17 protein-coding genes, 1 other RNA gene and 3 pseudogenes are annotated in these 16,829 nt (G+C 66.5%); 10 read left to right on the top strand and 11 right to left on the bottom strand.

The window, feature by feature from the left end; translation table 11 throughout:
- Positions 1-10 precede the first annotated feature (10 nt).
- Complete coding sequence (locus tag D103_RS0106565) at positions 11-274, top strand: hypothetical protein (protein WP_018866561.1); 264 nt, start codon at positions 11-13, stop codon at positions 272-274.
- A gap of 288 nt (positions 275-562) precedes the next feature.
- Here D103_RS0106565 and D103_RS14295 read toward each other — a convergent pair.
- Together D103_RS14295 and orn are read right to left on the bottom strand one after the other, a co-directional pair.
- Positions 563-771 (bottom strand): annotated as a pseudogene (locus D103_RS14295) (hypothetical protein).
- 384 nt (positions 772-1,155) lie between these two features.
- Positions 1,156-1,719, bottom strand: a complete 564-nt coding sequence (gene orn / locus D103_RS0106555; RefSeq protein ID WP_018866559.1) for an oligoribonuclease — start codon at positions 1,717-1,719, stop codon at positions 1,156-1,158.
- A 127-nt stretch (positions 1,720-1,846) separates the two neighbouring features.
- On the opposite strand from orn, the gene D103_RS0106550 reads away from it, so the two are divergent.
- Genes D103_RS0106550 through rsgA form a run of 3 tightly spaced genes read left to right on the top strand, consistent with a single transcriptional unit; the run spans position 1,847 to position 3,413 of the window.
- On the top strand, positions 1,847-2,167 hold the full coding sequence (locus tag D103_RS0106550) for a cytochrome c (RefSeq protein WP_018866558.1): 321 nt from the start codon (positions 1,847-1,849) through the stop codon (positions 2,165-2,167).
- Positions 2,160-2,495 carry a 4a-hydroxytetrahydrobiopterin dehydratase gene (locus tag D103_RS0106545; RefSeq protein WP_018876235.1) on the top strand — a complete coding sequence of 112 codons (336 nt, stop codon included), beginning with the start codon at positions 2,160-2,162 and terminating at the stop codon, positions 2,493-2,495. The genes D103_RS0106550 and D103_RS0106545 overlap by 8 nt, the downstream gene beginning before the upstream one ends.
- A 21-nt stretch (positions 2,496-2,516) precedes the next feature.
- On the top strand, positions 2,517-3,413 hold the full coding sequence (gene rsgA / locus D103_RS0106540; protein ID WP_018876234.1) for a ribosome small subunit-dependent GTPase A: 897 nt from the start codon (positions 2,517-2,519) through the stop codon (positions 3,411-3,413).
- Positions 3,414-3,765: 352 nt separating this feature from the next.
- Here rsgA and D103_RS0106535 read toward each other — a convergent pair whose 3' ends face one another.
- The 6 genes from D103_RS0106535 to ffs form a co-directional block, all read right to left on the bottom strand.
- Positions 3,766-4,572 carry a hypothetical protein gene (locus tag D103_RS0106535; RefSeq protein WP_369772231.1) on the bottom strand — a complete coding sequence of 269 codons (807 nt, stop codon included), beginning with the start codon at positions 4,570-4,572 and terminating at the stop codon, positions 3,766-3,768.
- A gap of 30 nt (positions 4,573-4,602) precedes the next feature.
- Entirely contained in the window at positions 4,603-4,947 is a 345-nt protein-coding gene (locus tag D103_RS0106530) for a histidine triad nucleotide-binding protein (protein WP_018866554.1), read from the bottom strand.
- Positions 4,948-4,984: 37 nt separating this feature from the next.
- Entirely contained in the window at positions 4,985-5,575 is a 591-nt protein-coding gene (gene recR, locus D103_RS0106525) for a recombination mediator RecR (protein WP_018876232.1), read from the bottom strand.
- 22 nt (positions 5,576-5,597) lie between these two features.
- Positions 5,598-5,924 (bottom strand): YbaB/EbfC family nucleoid-associated protein, encoded by a 327-nt coding sequence (locus tag D103_RS0106520; RefSeq protein WP_018866552.1) that lies wholly within the window; start codon positions 5,922-5,924, stop codon positions 5,598-5,600.
- A gap of 43 nt (positions 5,925-5,967) precedes the next feature.
- Positions 5,968-7,794 carry a DNA polymerase III subunit gamma/tau gene (gene dnaX, locus D103_RS0106515; protein WP_018876231.1) on the bottom strand — a complete coding sequence of 609 codons (1,827 nt, stop codon included), beginning with the start codon at positions 7,792-7,794 and terminating at the stop codon, positions 5,968-5,970.
- 85 nt (positions 7,795-7,879) lie between these two features.
- Positions 7,880-7,976: signal recognition particle sRNA small type (ffs, locus tag D103_RS13905), an RNA gene on the bottom strand.
- Positions 7,977-8,255: 279 nt separating this feature from the next.
- Here ffs and D103_RS0106505 point away from each other — a divergent pair.
- Entirely contained in the window at positions 8,256-9,005 is a 750-nt protein-coding gene (locus D103_RS0106505) for a glutathione peroxidase (RefSeq protein ID WP_018876229.1), read from the top strand.
- Between the two features lie 180 nt (positions 9,006-9,185).
- The gene (gorA, locus tag D103_RS0106500; RefSeq protein WP_018876228.1) at positions 9,186-10,580 is read left to right on the top strand and encodes a glutathione-disulfide reductase; all 1,395 of its coding nucleotides are present in this window, start codon (positions 9,186-9,188) and stop codon (positions 10,578-10,580) included.
- A gap of 103 nt (positions 10,581-10,683) precedes the next feature.
- Here gorA and D103_RS13410 read toward each other — a convergent pair.
- The 3 genes and pseudogenes from D103_RS13410 to D103_RS0106490 form a co-directional block, all read right to left on the bottom strand.
- Positions 10,684-10,896, bottom strand: a pseudogene (locus tag D103_RS13410) (hypothetical protein); the annotation flags it as partial.
- Between the two features lie 267 nt (positions 10,897-11,163).
- Positions 11,164-11,560: pseudogene (locus D103_RS13405) on the bottom strand (outer membrane beta-barrel protein); the annotation flags it as partial.
- A 243-nt stretch (positions 11,561-11,803) separates the two neighbouring features.
- On the bottom strand, positions 11,804-12,097 hold the full coding sequence (locus D103_RS0106490) for a hypothetical protein (RefSeq protein WP_231366583.1): 294 nt from the start codon (positions 12,095-12,097) through the stop codon (positions 11,804-11,806).
- A gap of 298 nt (positions 12,098-12,395) precedes the next feature.
- Between D103_RS0106490 and D103_RS13895 the strand changes: the two genes are divergently transcribed.
- The 4 genes from D103_RS13895 (at position 12,396) to D103_RS0106470 (ending at position 16,710) form a co-directional block, all read left to right on the top strand.
- Positions 12,396-12,560, top strand: coding sequence for a DUF1328 domain-containing protein (locus tag D103_RS13895; RefSeq protein WP_018866545.1), 165 nt, complete (start codon positions 12,396-12,398; stop codon positions 12,558-12,560).
- Positions 12,561-12,748: 188 nt separating this feature from the next.
- A complete protein-coding gene (locus D103_RS0106480; RefSeq protein ID WP_018876227.1) occupies positions 12,749-14,626 on the top strand; it encodes a DUF294 nucleotidyltransferase-like domain-containing protein in 1,878 nt (625 codons plus the stop codon).
- 43 nt (positions 14,627-14,669) lie between these two features.
- Positions 14,670-14,933: a DUF4212 domain-containing protein gene (locus tag D103_RS0106475; protein ID WP_018866543.1), complete on the top strand. Its 264-nt coding sequence runs from the start codon at positions 14,670-14,672 to the stop codon at positions 14,931-14,933.
- A gap of 7 nt (positions 14,934-14,940) precedes the next feature.
- Positions 14,941-16,710 (top strand): sodium:solute symporter family protein, encoded by a 1,770-nt coding sequence (locus D103_RS0106470; RefSeq protein ID WP_018876226.1) that lies wholly within the window; start codon positions 14,941-14,943, stop codon positions 16,708-16,710.
- The last annotated feature ends 119 nt before the right edge of the window (positions 16,711-16,829 follow it).

The following is a 16,829-nucleotide window of genomic DNA, read 5'->3' as shown; positions in this document are numbered from 1 at the left end:
CGGGCGCCGGATGGATACGCTGACACGCCACCATCTGATTCCGCGCAAGCAGCACCGGCGCAAGCGCATCCGGCGGCGCTTCAGCCGCGCGGAGCGCGAGGGTCGCATTCTCTGGGTCTGTCGTCCCTGCCACGATCACATTCACAAGCACTTCGACGAGCAGGTCCTGGCCGAGCGCCTGAACACACGCGACGCACTGCTGACCGAGCCGGTGATCCGCGACTTTGTCGCCTGGATCGCGCGCCATCCGCCCGGCTTCAAGCCGCGCGGCTAATCCGCCAAGCGCGGGGGCCTACGACGATCCGGGCCTGGTTCGTCGTTCGCTGGTAACGGTGGCTTCGTTCGGCCGCCTGCCTTGTTGTGGCTGGCCCTGGTTCGTCGCTCGGTGTTTACGGTGGCTCCGGTCCGCATACTGCCCGGCGCTGACTCGCCAGCGCGCCGCGAGGTCCTTTCTTGCTTGCCCAAGAAAGGACCCAAAGAAGGGCACCCGGATTTCGCCCGGGAACCTCGCTCCGGGCGTGCTGGGCCGGCGGCGCTGAACTCGCTGCGCCTTCGGCTCCGCTCAGACATCCAGCGCCTTCTCCCGGCCCATCACGCCCTCCGCGAGGGGCTCCATACGGGGGAGTAAGGTCAAAACAGGAGACATCCCAACATCCCTGCCTAACCTTGCGCATCGCCGTCCGAAAGCCCCAGGCGCCCGCTCGCGGGCGCGGCACGCAACGGCCAACGGCCGAGCGTGCCCAGGTGTCGGAAGACCCAGCCTTCGACCAATAGCGCGACCGTCGGGACGGCCGTTGTCTTGACCTTGATCCCCCCCGTTGTCGTCGCGCCGAGTGGAGAGGGTTTTCGCGGGACGATTCTAAATAGAAACGGGGGCGCTGGATGTCTGAGCGAAGCGCAGCGTAGCGAGTTCAGCGCCGCCCGCGAAAACCCTCGGAGCGAGGGCAGCCCCGGCCCGCACAGCGGGCCGGGGTCGCGGCAGTCGGGCGTGTTTCTTGGGTACTTCTTTGCACGAGCAAAGAAGTACCTCGCGGCGCGCTGGCGAGTCAGCGCACGGCAGGCGGCGGACCGAAGCCACCGTAAACACCCGATGCCGAACCAGGCCCAGCCACTACAAGGCAGGCGGCCGAACGAAGCCCCCGCAAACTTCGCAGATCAGTGCTGCGAGGCCGGCGGCAGCTGGATAAAGCGCTCGCGATACAGGCGGAGTTCGTCGATCGAGTCGCGGATATCCTGCAGCGCCTGATGCGAAGCATTCTTGCGCAACTGCGCGATCACATCCGGCGCCCAGCGCCGCGCGAGCTCCTTCAGCGTCGAGACATCCAGGTTGCGGTAGTGGAAGTACTGCTCCAGCTCCGGCATCAACCGCGCCATGAAGCGCCGATCCTGGCAAATCGAATTGCCACACATCGGCGAGGCCCCCTTCGGCACGTACTGCGCCAGAAACTCCAGGGTCTCCTGTTCCGCATCCCGGGTCTCCGACGAACTGTTGCGCACACGCTCGATCAGCCCCGAGGTCCCGTGGGTGCGCTGGTTCCACTCGTCCATCGCCTCCAGGACCTCCGCCGGCTGGTAGATCGCGATGACCGGCCCCTCGGCGAGGATGTTCAGTTCCTTGTCGGTGACAATGGTGGCCACCTCCAGGATGCGGTCGGTCTGCGGCTCCAGCCCCGTCATTTCGAGGTCGATCCAGACCAGGTTCTCGGCATTCACGGCCATCTTGTGCCTCCTTGGCGGACAGCCCACGCCTGCATGCTGGCTGCCCTTTCATCTGTCGCAGGAGTCTATCATCATGGTTGCAAGGCTCGTGACCACGGGCCCAAACCCCCGCCACAAGGAGGGAAGCATGCGACATACCCATACCAGCATTGCCACCGCCGCGACCGTGCTCGCGCTGAGCCTGGGCGGCGCGAGCACGGCCCTGGCCGACGACATCCGCGTAGGACAGGACCTGCACAGCGACAACTGCATCAGTTGCCATGCCGACATGGTCGGAGGCGACGGCTCCGGGCTGTACACCCGCGACAACCGCATGGTCGGCTCGCACGACGAACTGGTCGCCCAGGTCAACAACTGCAACGTCAACCTTGGCACCAACTGGTTCGACGACGAAGTCAACGCCGTGGTCGCCTATCTCAACGCGGAGTACTACCAGTTCGATGAGTGATCTCAAGAGCAAGCACTGCCAGTCCTGCGAGGGCTTCACCGACCCGATGCCGCGGGAGGACGCGGAGCGCGCCCTTAAGCAACTGCATGACGGCTGGGGCATCGACGAGCCGGGCAAGAGCATCCAGCGCAGTTTCAAGTTCAAGAACTTCCACGAGACCATGGCCTTCGTGAACGCCGTGGCCTGGATTGCCCATGTCGAGGATCACCATCCCGACATGGCCGTCGGCTTCAACCGCTGCGCGGTGGAATTCTCGACCCATGCCATCGGCGGCCTGAGCGAGAACGACTTCATCTGTGCCGCGCGTATCGATGCCCTGTTCGAGTAACCCCCGCCCGGGAGTCCCGGCTTGAGCCGGGTCGCCCGGGTCTTCGCCCGCCACAACCAGATGGCCGACATCGCGGTGGACCACGAGCCACCGCGACGCCTGCGGCTGCACCGGCGCTTCCGCGACCTCGCCTGTGGCGACCGCGTGGAGCTGGACGCCGTGGGAGAACAGGTTGCGCGCCAGCTCGATCGCGACAACGTCCTGGTCCGGCGGGACGGGTTCGGGCGACGCAAGGTGATTGCCGCCAACATCGACTGCGTATGGATCGTGATCGCGCCGGAACCCGCCCCGTCGCGTAACCTGATTGACCGCTTTCTGGTCGCGATCCTGAACCTCCCCGCGCGCCCGCGCCTGCTGGTGAACAAGCAGGACACCGGCCCCGCCGAGCCCCCCGAGTGGCTGGCCGCCTATCGCGAACTGGATCTCGATCCGCTGTACGTCTCCGCCAGGACCGGGTATGGGCTGGACGAACTGGCGGCGGCCGCGGCCGGGCACACCAATATCCTGATTGGTCAGTCCGGCGTCGGAAAGTCCTCGCTGGTGGCCGCCCTGCTCGATCAATACGGGATCGCCGACGCCATGGCGCCGGCCACCGGCGATCTCGCCGCCTCCGGCGAGGGCCGCCATACCACGGTCACCGCGCAGTGGTACCCGCTCGCCAACGGGGGTGCCTGGATCGACTCGCCCGGCGTGCGCGACTTCACGCCCGAGATCCCGTCACTGGATACCCTGGAGCGCGGCTTCCCGGACATCGCGGAACGGGCGGTGGCCTGCCGCTTTCGCGACTGTCGCCACCAGACCGAACCGGGCTGTGCGGTTCGCGCCGCCATCGACGCCGGCGAACTCCCCGCGGAGCGCCTGCAGGCCTGGCACGAACTCGCCGCCGAAATCCCCGCCCAGACCCGCGCCCGCGGCTAAAGGCCGTTTGTTTTCACCACGAAGCGCACGAAGGCACGAAGAAGATCAAGGGCAAGGGCGTTTTACCACGGAGAACACAGAGGGCACGGAGTGGACCTTGGGGACGGTAACAGCGAAAACCTAATGTCCAGGTTTCTGGGGCATTTCACCCGGCCTTCGAGGATTCCGGCAATCGTCTTGCCATACTCCGTGTCCTCTGTGATCTCTGTGGTTACACGGTTTTGCCCTTCTTCGTGCCTTCGTGAGCTTCGTGGTGAAAATCAGAGGAACGCAGGGAGGCCGCACCGTGGATAGCGTGCAGTGAGAGGCGCGGTGAAACGTGAGGCAGGAGGTGTCGCGGCGGGGGCCGGGATCAGAAGGTCAGGCCCATCTCGACGCCGATGACGGAGGAGGTCGGCTCGCGGCTTGCACCCTCGAACTCGAGGCGATCGGCCAGCCAGTTGTCCGCCGAGTTCAGCGAATAGTCGTCGTAGTACAGGCTCAGGGAGAGCTCGGACTGGTTCTGCAGGCGCAGGCGGCCGTCCAGGCTCAGGTAGCCGGCAGTACGGCCCGTCTCGCGATAGCGCGTGCCATAGCCAAAGCCCAGGTCACGGGCCTCGCTGGACAGGGGCTGGCGCACCCCCACCCGGAACTGGCTGTCGAAGCGACCGGAGGCAAAGGTCGGACCGAAGCTGAAGTCGGTGAAATACGCGGTGGACTCGCTGGCGGGGCCGAGGTCGTTCCAGTCCGGCCGGGTCTCCATGCCCAGCCCCAGATTCAGGCCGTAGCCAAAACCACCGCCCAGCTCCTGGTGGTAACCGCCCACCGCCTCGAACTGGCGCGTGCTGGCGAAGGCATTGTCGGTATCGTCGAGGATCGAGGCATCCCCGGTACTGCGGACCGACAGCCGGTAGCGCGAATCGCTGTCGCGACCGGTCTCCGGTTCGCCGCGCAGCGTGGTGATCGCCGCATCCGGACCCGCGAACCCCTGCGTCTGAGGCGACGCGAGCAGCGAATAGCGGTCGTCCGCGCTGGCCGGCGCCGCTGCGACCGCGAACCCGCCGACCAGCAGCACTCCAGCGACCAGCGAAGAACGGGGCCCACGCAGACGAACCCGCCCCAGGCCTTGCACCTGAGGCGGGTTCGTCGGGGCTGCACCGTTCAGTCCGTGTCGCGTCACACCAGTGATCCGTATTGTTGTTCTTCTTGCCTAGCCCGGGGGCCAGCTCAGCGCACGCCCGGCCAGGACATGCATGTGTATATGGTAGACCGTCTGGCCCCCGTGTTCGTTGCAATTCATCACGGTTCGATAACCGTTTTCCGCAAATCCGCGATCGCGTGCAATCTGCGCGGCCACCCGGGTCATCTGCCCGATGATCGGGGCGTCGGCCGCGTCCAGATCATTGAGCGTGGCGATGTGCTTTTTCGGGATCACCAGCACATGTTCGGGGGCCTGCGGATTCAGGTCTTCGAAGGCCAGCACCGCGTCGTCCTCGAAGACCACCTTCGCCGGGATCTCCCCCGCCACGATCCTGCAGAACACACAATCGGTCATGCCGCCACTCCCGTATCGGTCAAAATATTACCACGTATCAATATTCACGCCGACCCGACAGCGCATGCGCCAGGGTCCCGGCATCGATGTACTCCAGTTCGCCACCACTGGGAATACCCTGGGCAATCCGGGTGGTGCGCACCCCGTGGCGCGCCGCCATCTCCGCGAGGTAATGGGCGGTCACCTCGCCCTCCACCGACGTGTTTGTCGCCAGGATCAGTTCTTCCACGCCCTCGGCCTGCAGGCGCGCCTCCAGCCGGTTCAGCCCCAGCTCTTCCGGGCCGATGCCGTCCAGCGGGGACAGTCGCCCGAGGAGCACATGAAAGCGCCCGCCGAAATCGGTCGCCGACTCGATCGCCAGCACGTCCCCGGGGCTTTCCACCACGCAGATCACCCGCGAATCGCGTTCCGGATCGGCACACCGGCTGCAGGTTTCGGCCGCGGTGAGCGTGCGGCAGACGGAACAGTGCCCGATACGCTGGACCGCCTCGTCGACCGCCCGCGACAGGCGCCGCGCGCCCTCGCGGTCGCGCTCCAGCAGGTGCAGGGCCATGCGCCGTGCCGATTTCGCCCCGACCCCGGGCAGGCAGCGCAGCGCCTGGACCAGCTCGTCCAGTTCCGCATCCATCAGACGCGTCCGACCGGGCCGGTCAGAACGGCAGCTTCATGCCCGCCGGCAGGCCCATGCCCTCGGTCAGGCTGCCCATGCGCTCCTGCGTGGTCGACTCGACCTTCTGCACCGCGTCGTTGATGGCCGCGGCCACCAGATCCTCGATCATGTCGCGGTCATCCTCGAACAGGCTGGGGTCGATCTTGACCCGGCGCGCCGCGTACTTGCCGGTCAGGACCACGCTGACCAGCCCGCCACCGGCCTGGCCCTCGATCTCCATCTCGGCCAGCTCGGCCTGCACCTTCTGCATGTCTTCCTGCATCTTCTGGGCCTGCTTCATCAGGCCGCCCATGCCACCTTTCATCATCGGTTCGATCTCCTGCCCCGCAACGCGGCGGTTTCTAGTTCAGTTACTTGTCTGGCGTGGCACCGCCGGTCGAGGGGGTCTCGCCGGGTTCGCGAATCCGCACGGCCCCCAGTTCGGCGCCAAATTCCTCGCCCAGCGCCTGGACCACCGGGTCCTCGCGCATGGCCGTCTCGGCGCTAGCCTGACGCTCCGCCGAGGCCGCCGCAAGCCGGGCCGCGGGGGTCTCCCCGGAAGGCTCGGACTGGTTGACGATCTCCAGGCGCAGGCTGTGGCCCAGGGCGTTCTCCAGCGCATCCTTCAGCCGGCCCTTGGCACGATCGGTACACAGTGTGCCCGGGGCCACCGCGATCACCACGCGTTCCGCGTCATGCTCGCGCAGCTCGGCGTGCCGGGCGAGTTCGCGCACCGTGCCCATGGGCAGCCCCTCGGCGAAGCGGTACCAGTCGAAAGCGCCATCCGCCGCGACGGGCCGCGCAGCCGCCTCCGGCGCGGAAGGGCCGGCCGTGGAAGGCGACGCCTCGCGCGCCTGACGCGGCGCGGTGTCACCGGCCGGTGCTTCGGCCTCCGGCACCGGCGGCGCCGGCTCGTTCACCTGTTCCCGGGGGCGTGACGGCGGCGCGGCGGCGCCGGCCTCATCGGTGGACCGGGCGGCGGTGGCCGGGGCGCTGGCGGCGGGCGCCGATGCCCGGGATGCGGTGCGCGTGGACGGCGCCGACGCGGTCCCCTCGCGAGCGGCCGGCCGCCGCGGCGGGGGGTCACCGGATTCGCCCGCAGGCCCGGGAACCGGCTCCGGCCGGAAGGCCAGCAACCGCAACAGGGTCATCTCCACGCCCATGCGCGCGTCCGGGGCATAGGGCAGATCGCGTACCCCGTGCACCAGGATCTGATAGGCCAGCTGGATCGTCTCCGGGTCGACCCGGTCGGCGGCCTCCCGGGCCCAGGCGAGCGCCTCTTTGCCCGCCCCGGGAGCCGTGCCGGCCACCTGCTGGACGGCCACCTGATGCACCAGCGCGGCCAGTTCATCCAGCAGCCGCGACCAGTCGGGGCCCAGGGCGTCCAGTTCCGCCAGCCCCGCCAGCAGGCCGGGGCCGTCCCCGGCAAACACGGCATCCAGCAAGCCGGCCAGGCGCGTGCGCGGGAGTAGCCCGAGCATGTCGCAGGCATCGGATTCGCTCAGGCGTTCACCGCCATAGGCAATCGCCTGGTCGGTCAGGCTCAGCGCATCGCGCATCGAGCCCTCGGCCGCCTCGCCCAGGCGCAGCAGCGCGCCCGGCTCCGCCTCCACGCCCTCGGCGGCGAGGATGCGCGTCAGGTGCTCGGCGATCATCGCCGGCGGCATCGGCTTCAGGTTGAACTGCAGGCAGCGCGACAGCACGGTGACCGGCAGTTTTTGCGGGTCAGTCGTCGCCAGCAGGAACTTCACGTGGTCCGGCGGCTCTTCCAGCGTCTTCAACAGGGCGTTGAAGCTCTTCTCGGAGAGCATGTGGACCTCGTCGATCAGGTACACCTTGAAACGCCCGGTGGTCGGCGCATAGGAGACGTTGTCCAGCAGCTCGCGGGTGTCGTCCACCCGGGTGCGCGAGGCGGCATCCACCTCGATCAGGTCCAGATGGCGACCCTCGGCAATCTCGACGCAGGAGCGGCACTCGCCGCAGGGCGTGGCGGTCACGCCGGTCTCGCAATTCAGGCAGCGCGCGAGGATGCGGGCGATGGTGGTCTTGCCCACCCCGCGGGTCCCGGCAAACAGGTAGGCATGATGCAGCCGATCGCCGCTGAGGGCATTGGCCAGGGCGCGCACCACATGCGGCTGCCCGACCAGGTCCTCGAAGCGCGAGGGACGCCACTTGCGGGCCAGAACCTGGTGACTCATGCCTCCCCCGTCGATCGAGTCATGTGCACGCCCGGGTGCGGGCATCACCGCAGGGATCCGGGCCGCAGGGAAATAGGGTGGTGGCCCGCACCCGCCACACCCCGGCGCCCGACGCAGCTGCTACCGTTGCTCCCTTCCGGGCCTGGCGGGGTTCACAGCCTGTCGTCGCGAGGGGACTGATACGGACCACCATAACGCGGTCCGCGATTCGGCGTTTCCGAATCGGGGCGGCAAGCTTCCGCATTTCCGGCGAACGCGTCAACCTTAGGACCAGGCAATGGAATCGCTGCAACCACCGCGACCGGCAGAACGATAGTCAGAAGCTAACGATCAAATAGAAAAGAAACACTGGATCAATCATTAGCCAGGCCTTATCTTGAGTCCCGTAGTCGGGCATCGACCCGGCCGAAAACAAAATCTTCTCTCTGGCAATCAACACTCAACTGTAAGGAGTACAACTCATGGAACTCGAAAATCGCGAAGGTCAGCGCGTACCGGAAGTCACCTTCCGCTGCCGCAAGGACAACGACTGGCACGACGTGCGCTCGGCCGACCTGTTCAATGGCCGCAACGTGGTCGTGTTCGCCCTGCCGGGGGCCTTCACCCCGACCTGCTCCTCGGCCCACGTGCCGCGCTACAACGAACTGGCGCCGGTGCTCAAGGAGCACGGCATCGACGAGATCGTCTGCATCTCGGTCAACGACGGCTTCGTGATGGAGGCCTGGCAGGCCGACCAGCAGGCCGACCGCGTGACCTTCATCGCCGACGGCAACGGTGAGTTCACCGAGCAGATGGGCATGCTGGTCGACAAGAGCGACCTCGGCTTCGGCCACCGCTCCTGGCGCTACTCCATGCTGGTGCGCGATGGCGTGATCGAGAAGCAGTTCATCGAGCCGGACGAGCCGGGCGACCCCTTCGTGGTCTCCGACGCCGACACCATGCTCGCCCACGTCGCCCCGGATGCGGCCTGCCCCGAAGACGTGGTCGTCTTCACCAAGCCGGGCTGCCCGTACTGCGCCAGCGCCAAGGAGATGCTGGAGAACGCCGGTCTCGAGTACGAAGAGATCATCCTGGGCCGCGACGCCAGCCTGCGCAGCCTGCGCGCCGCCACCGGCGCGATGACCGTCCCGCAGGTGTTCGTGGGCGGCCACCGCATCGGCGGCTCGGAAGATCTGCAGGAATGGATCTCCCGCGAGAAGAAGGCGGCGTAAGTCGTCTCTGCCCCTCGGGGCGGGTGCTGTCCCGCCCCGGGTGGTCACCCGGAACATGGGTGGCCATCCGTGTCCGGATGCCCGCACGGGCGGACGTCCGGACACGGATGGCAGATCCTGGCGCCCGCGCGTAGCGCGGTCGTTATGTAACACTTTCACCGAACCCTTCGAGGAATCGACATGGAACACTACGACATCATCGTGATTGGCGGCGGCAGCGGCGGTCTGGCCGTGGCGGAACGCGCCGCCCCGCACGGCGCGCGCGTCGCCGTGTTCGATCCCAAGCCGCTGGGCGGCACCTGCGTGAACGAGGGCTGTGTGCCCAAGAAGCTCACCTGGTACGCCGCGGAGCATATGTCGCACGCCCGCGAAGCCGGCGAGTTCGGCGTGGACGTCGAGATCAAGGGCATCCGCTACGCCGACCTGGCCAACAAGCGCCAGGCCATGCTGAAGGACCTGAACCAGTTCTGGTCCGGACACCTGGAAAAGCTGGGTGTGACCCACATTCCGGAACGCGCCCGCCTGACCGGCAAGAACCAGGTCGTCAGCGACAACGGCACCGAATACACCGCCGAGCGCATCGTGCTGGCGATGGGCGGCGCCCCGATCGTGCCGCCGCTGGAGGGTGCCGAGCTGGGCGCGACCTCCGACGACTTCTTCGAATGGACCGAGCTGCCGGAATCCATCGCCGTGATTGGCGCCGGCTACATCGGCCTGGAGATGGCTGGCATGCTGCGTTCCATGGGCGTGAAGACCGACGTGGTCGCCATGGAGGACCGCGTGCTGGAGATGTTCGACCCGATGGTCTCGCAGGCGCTGGACCAGCACATGGAGTACCAGGGCATCGACCGCCACCTGGGCGTGAAGGTCGCCGGCCTGGGCGGCAAGCCCGGCGCCGTGACCGTCCAGCTCGAGGGCGGCCAGGAGCTGGGCCCCTATGAGAAGGTCCTGTGGGCTGTCGGCCGCAAGCCGGCCACCAGCGACATGGGCCTGGAAGAGGCCGGAGTCGAGATCGCCCGCGGCGGCATCATCCCGGTGGACGAATGGCAGGCCACCAATGTCGACGGAATCTACGCCCTGGGCGACATCATCGGCAAAGGGCCGCTGACCCCGGTGGCGATCGCCGCCGGCCGGCGCCTGGCCGCCCACTGGTACGCCCCCGAGACAAAGCCGGTACCGGTGGACTACGACCAGATCCCCACGGTCACCTTCACCCACCCGACCGCGGGCATGGTGGGTCTGACCGAGCCGCAGGCGGTGGAGAAGCACGGCGACTCGGTACGCGTCTACGAGACCCAGTTCGGCGGCCTGAACCGCGCGTTCGCCGAGGGCGAGGTGCCGCCGGTGGCCATGAAGCTGGTCTGCGCCGGGGAGGATGAAAAGGTCGTCGGCATCCACATGATCGGCGCGAATGTCGACGAGATGCTGCAGGGCTTTGCCGTGGCGGTGCGCATGGGCGCGACCAAGCGCGACCTGGACCTGACCATCCCGCTGCACCCCACCAGCGCCGAGGAACTGGTCACCCTGAAGGAGGGCCGCCCCGGGCGCCAGGAAGGCCTGGCCCAGGCCGCCTGACCCCCGACCCGCCCTCCCCCACGCAAAACGCCGCCCCGGAACACATCCCGGGGCGGCGTCTTTTCTTGCGCGTGCGGTCTGCCGAAGCCCGCGCGGTCGGTTGTCAGAATCGCCAGCCCAACGACGCGGTGAAGGCGTCGATCTTGTAGTCGCTGTCGAAGTCGTAGCGCTCAAACTCGGCGCGAATCAGGAAGCGATCCAGCTTCACCTGCGCACCCACTCCGTAGACCGGGTCCACGCCATCGTTGTTACGCAGGGTAAGGCTCTCATCCCCCAGGTTCCCGCGCACATCCGCATCCCACTTGGCGAGACCCGCCAAGGGAAACACTGGATAATGTACGCGTTCGCGCTCGAGTCGCTTTCGCGTGCGAACAAGGCGCGGTGACTGCCGTGCAGTCATTCTGCACAAGGGAACCGCAACGCCGTGCGCGCGCAAAAGCGGCCGAGCCCCAAGGGTTGGCACCCCAGGTTCCCCGATCCTGCGTTGCACCGCTTGCGGGTAGAACCACTACCCGCTGCACGGCGCGCCTTGCCTCGGAGAACCTGGGGTGTCAACGCGAGCGTGTACATTATCCAGTGTTTCCCTCGGCAAAGAACTCGAAATGCTGCCCGATCGGCAGCTTGCCGAGCACGCTCGCCCCGTAGGCACTCGACTTGATGTCGGTGTGCGCACCCTGCTCGTCACCGCGCAGCTTCACCTTCCCGAGGTCGGAGTAGACCCCCTCGACCCCCACGTAAGGATTGAAATTGTATCCAACGAACCCGCGCCAGACGTTGTCGTCATCATCCAGGCGGTAGTCGGAGGCACCAGAACCAATAAAATCAGCGACCTCGTCCCGATCATTCTTCAGCGAGCTGAAACCCGTTCCCAGGCCCATGTACAGCCCCTCGCTCCGGTCGGATGGATCCGCCATCACTCCCTGCGGTACCAGAAGACCCGAGGCTGCCACTGCAACGGTTGCAAGCAGGAATTTTTTCATTTGCGCGTCTCCTTGAAACATTGTTGATCACCAAAGGCGCGCCGATTCTCCCGAACCGTCATATAACCAAAAAGGCCGAACCTGTGATGTCCTCCGGATAACCGCAAAAACCCCAAAAGCGCCCCACTCACAACGCGAACCCGACCACAATCAGCACCGCAAAAATGCGCGGGGACGACGCTGATCCACCGACACGCGCCCCCGGATCCCGCAGGACCCGTGCCGGGTTAAGGACACCCGGTGTCAGTCCAGTTCGCGCAGCGGGTCCTCGTTCGCGGAAGGCGCCTGCTCGCCACCGGCTTCGTCCTGCTGGCGTTCTTCCTCGCGCAGATCCTCGACCCAGCCACGCAGGTCCTCCTCTACCTCCTCGACCGTTTCGTCCACGGTCTCGCCGGCCTCCTGTGCCGGGCCGGAGTCGGAACACCCCGCCAGCAGGCCGGCAAGGCCCAGGACCAGGCCCACTGCATATACCGGATGCCGGGTCCAATACGCACCGGGGTCCACGCCCGCGTCTTTTACTCGCACGTCATTGTTCATCTCGCACCTGCCCGTGAATTAAATACTCAAGGTGTTGTCCGGCCAACCCGGGTCCTGTCGTTCACCGAACCATTCTCATGGAAACGCAGCGCGCGCCGCGGGAACGGATTCACATTCGAGGACTCGCTCTTATTGCACCGCGTACCAGTTTGCAAAATGCGTCCTCAACATGCGCGCCGCGTCGCGATTCGAAAAACCGAAATGAGAACGGGTGCGCCAAGCCGGATACAAACCCCACACTGAATCAAAATTTCTGCCCTACACTGATATTTTCAGATGACCGAAAAGGAGAAAACCGATGCTGGGATGGGCCCTGTTGTTTCTGATTGTCGCGATCGTGGCGGGCGCGCTCGGCCTCAGCGGCATCGCCGGAGCCGCCACGCAGATCGCCTGGATCCTGTTTGTCGTGGGGCTGATCCTGGCCGTGGTCTTCTTCATCACCGGGCGCCGGCCCCCGCTTTAGCGAAACGCCCGTCTCCATCACCCCGGAGGCGGGTGTAACGGTAAGAAACACCGGTGTTACGCGACGTAACACACTGAAGAACCAGCCGGGCGCAAGTCACTGTTCCGCCCCGGCAGCAAGATTGGCGCGCTATTTGCAGTGAATCCCCGAAACGTGAACACGATCACCTTGGGGATGCCGCCCACGCCATGTCTGACGCGCTCGACAGCACCCGGGAGTTCCTCGGCGCCCACGCCCCGTTCGACCAGCTCGAGGCGGACGCGCTGGAATTCCTGCTTCCACGGCTGGAGAGCCGCTTCTATGCCCGGGGAGCCCGCATCACCGACCCCGAGGCCGGCCCCGCACAGCGTTTCCACATCATTCGCCAGGGCCGCATCCGGGGCGAGACCCCCAGCGAAGACGAACAGCTCTCCGGCAAGGCCTGGGAGCTGATCCCCGGCGAATGCTTCCCGATTGGTGCCCTGCTGGGGCGACGCGCCGTGCACACCGTGCACCGCGCGGCCGAGGACACCGTCTGCCTGGAACTGAACCTGGAGGACTTCGACCGCCTGCGGGCACGCTCGAAGGTCTTCAACGACTTCTGCACCCGCCGCCTGGCCAATCTCCTGGACCGCCTGCAGCAGGGCCTGGACACCCTGTCCGCCCGCGACGGCGGGTCCGCCGGTCAGCTCAACACGCCCCTGGCGCTGCGCATTGCGCGCGAGCCCGTCACCTGCCGCCCGGAATCGCGCCTGCGCGAAGTCCTCGCCTCGATGCGCGACGAACGCGTGGGCTCCATCGTCGCGGTCGACGCGGAACAGCGACCAGTGGGGATCTTCACCCTGCACGACCTGCTGGCGCGCGTGGCGCTCGCGGATGTGGACCTGGATACGCCGATCGCCGCCGTGATGACGCCGGACCCGGTTGCCCTGGCCGAAGACGCCCCCGGGTTCGAGGGCATCGAGGCAATGACGGAGCACGGCATGACCCACCTGTGCGTGGTGCGTGACGGACGCCTGGTCGGGGTGCTGGGCGAGCGCGACCTGCTGACCAGCCAGCCGCTGACCCTGGATGGCCTGGTCCGCGAGATCCGCCGCGCGAACTCGGTGGCGACCATTGCCGAGCGCCTGCGTCAGGTTCCGCGCCTGATCGAGGCGGTAGTCGGCCAGGGCGCGGAGGCGGATCAGGTCCTGCGTCTGATCACCCGCCTCAACGAGCACGCCACCCGCCGCGTGCTGGCGTTGCTGCGCGGCGAACACCCGAGCATCGAGGGCATCGACTTCACCTGGCTGGCGTTTGGCTCCCAGGCCCGCGAGGAACAGGCCCTGGTCACCGACCAGGACAACGGCATCCTGTTCGATGCCGAGGCCGGTGATGCGGACGCCATCCGCGAGCGCCTGCTGCCCTACGCGAAGGCCGTGAACCAGGCCCTGGCGGAATGCGGCTTCACCCTGTGCCCCGGCAACATCATGGCCGGCAATCCGGAGTGCTGCCTGAGCGGCCCGGAGTGGGATCAACGCTTTACCCGCTGGATCGAGCAGGGCACCCCGGAGCACCTGCTCAAGAGCACGATCTTCTTCGACCTGCGCGCGGTGGACGGCGATGCCGGCCCGGTCGAGGCCCTGCGCACCCGGCTGCTGCAGAAGACCGCGTTCAACAGCCGGTTCCGCCGTCAGATGGCGGCCAACCAGCAGATGTTCCGGCCGCCGCTGGGCCTGTTCGGCGAGATCAAGAGCGGCGCCGAGGGCATCGACATCAAGAAGCAGGGGCTCACACCCTTCGTCGACGCCGCGCGCGTCATCGCGCTGGCCGCCGAGCTGCCGGCGACGCGCACCCACGACCGTCTGGACCAGGCGGTCACCGCGGACGTGATGCGCGAAACCGATGCCCGCGACTACCACGCGGCGCTGCGCTACCTGCAGATGCTGCGCCTGCGCGCACAGCAGAAGGCCCTGCGCGAGGGGCGCGACGACGACAACCGAATCCGGCCGGAAGAACTGGGCGCCCTGGAGGGACGGGTGCTCAAGGAGAGTTTCCGGCAGGCCCGCAAGCTGCAGGGACAGCTTGAGGTGCAGTACCAGCTGTGAAGGATCACGGCAAACAACAAAACCTTACGAGAGGAGCATCGTCATGTCACAAGAAGACCTGAGCCGGCAGGCGTACTGGCGGGCGCACCTGCGCCTGCTGGGCATCTGCCTGGCCATCTGGTTCCTGGTGTCGTTCGTGCTGGGCATCCTGGTGGCCCAGCCCCTGAACGCGTTCCAGCTGGGGGGCTATCCGCTGGGCTTCTGGTTCGCACAACAGGGGTCGATCTACACCTTCATCATCCTGATCTTCGTTTATGCCTGGCGCATGAACGTCCTGGATCGCAAGTTCAACGTCCACGAGGAGTAAGCCTGTCATGGATCAACAGACTCTAAGCCTGCTCGTGGTCGGGGCGACCTTCGCCCTGTACATCGGCATCGCCATCTGGGCGCGTGCCGGTTCGACCAGCGAGTTCTACGTCGCCGGGCGCGGCATCAACCCGATCGCCAACGGCATGGCCACGGCCGCGGACTGGATGTCCGCCGCATCGTTCATCTCCATGGCCGGCCTGATCGCCTTCCTCGGCTTCACCGGGGGCGCCTACCTGATGGGCTGGACCGGCGGCTACGTGCTGATGGCCCTGCTGCTGGCCCCGTACCTGCGCAAGTTCGGGAAGTTCACGGTGCCGGAATTCATCGGTGACCGCTTCTACTCGAAGGCCGCGCGCATCATCGCGGTGATCTCCCTGATCGTGATGTCCGTCACCTACGTGATCGGGCAGATGCGCGGGGTCGGGATCGCCTTCTCCAACATCCTGGAGGTGCCGCTGGCCACCGGGCTGTTCGCCGGGATGGCGGTGGTGTTCATCTACGCCGTGCTCGGCGGGATGAAGGGCATCACCTACACCCAGATCGCGCAGTACGTGATCATGATCTTTGCCTACACGGTGCCGGCGATCTTCATCGCCATCACCCTGACCGGCAACCCGCTGCCGCAGCTGGGTCTCGGTTCCACCCTGCAGGGTTCCGATACCTACCTGCTGGATGCGCTGGACCAGACGATGGTGGATCTGGGCTTCCACGCCTACACCGAAGTGGGCGGCATGAGCCTGATGAACATGTTCCTGCTGACCCTGGCGCTGATGATCGGTACCGCGGGTCTGCCGCACGTGATCATCCGCTTCTTCACCGTTCCGCGCGTGCGGGATGCCCGCAAGTCCGCCGGCTGGGCGCTGGTGTTCATCGGCATCCTCTACACCACCGCCCCGGCGGTCGGTGCGATGGCCATCTGGAACCTGGTCAACACCGTGCATCCGGGCGAGATCGGCACCGAGGAAGGCCACCTGGCCCACGCGGACCGGCCTGCCTGGATGGAGCGCTGGGAGCAGACCGGTCTGCTGGCGTTCGAGGACAAGAACGACGACGGCGTGATCCAGTACTACAACGACGCCAACGAAGAGTTCGCCGCGATGGCGGAAGAGGAATACGGCTGGGAAGGCTCCGAGATCGTGACCCTCGACCGCGACATCATGGTGCTGGCCAACCCCGAGATCGCCGGGCTTCCGGGCTGGGTGATCGCACTGGTCGCAGCGGGCGGTATCGCTGCCGCACTGTCGACCGCGGCGGGGCTCCTGCTCGCCATATCGTCGGCCATCTCGCACGACTTGCTGAAGGGCGTATTCATGCCCAGGATCAGCGAGAAGAACGAGCTGATGGCAGGACGTATCGCCATGGCGGTTGCCATCCTGTTCGCGGGGTATCTGGGGCTTAATCCACCCGGCTTCGCGGCCGAGGTGGTGGCACTGGCCTTCGGTCTGGCCGCGGCCTCGCTGTTCCCGACCCTGATGATGGGCATCTTCATGAAGAAGATGAACAAGGAAGGCGCGATCGCCGGCATGCTGGTCGGTCTCGGGACCACCCTGCTGTACATCTTCACGTACAAGGGCTGGTTCTTCTTCTCCGGCACCGCCATGCTCCCGGACAATCCGGACGGCTGGCTGCTGGGTGTGAACCCGACCGGCTTCGGCGCCATCGGCGCGGCCTTCAACTTCATCACCGCCTACATTGTGATGAAGATGACCAAGGAACCGCCGAAGGACATCCAGGACCTGGTCGAAAGCGTGCGCGTACCGCGCACCGAAAGCTGATGATCGGCCCCGTCATGCCTGGCAGCATCGGCATGGCGGGGCTCCCGTCACCATGACTGGATGGAGTTTCAGAAGTAACGACGGGGTCGGCTCGGGTGCACCGGGTCGGCCCCTTTTAT

Origin of the sequence: Thioalkalivibrio sp. ALE31 (genome assembly GCF_000377405.1) — a bacterium.
In the GTDB taxonomy this organism is placed as follows: Bacteria; Pseudomonadota; Gammaproteobacteria; order Ectothiorhodospirales; family Ectothiorhodospiraceae; genus Thioalkalivibrio.
Note: the sequence above shows the minus strand (reverse complement) of the source record. Positions and strands in the feature narration are given on the sequence as shown.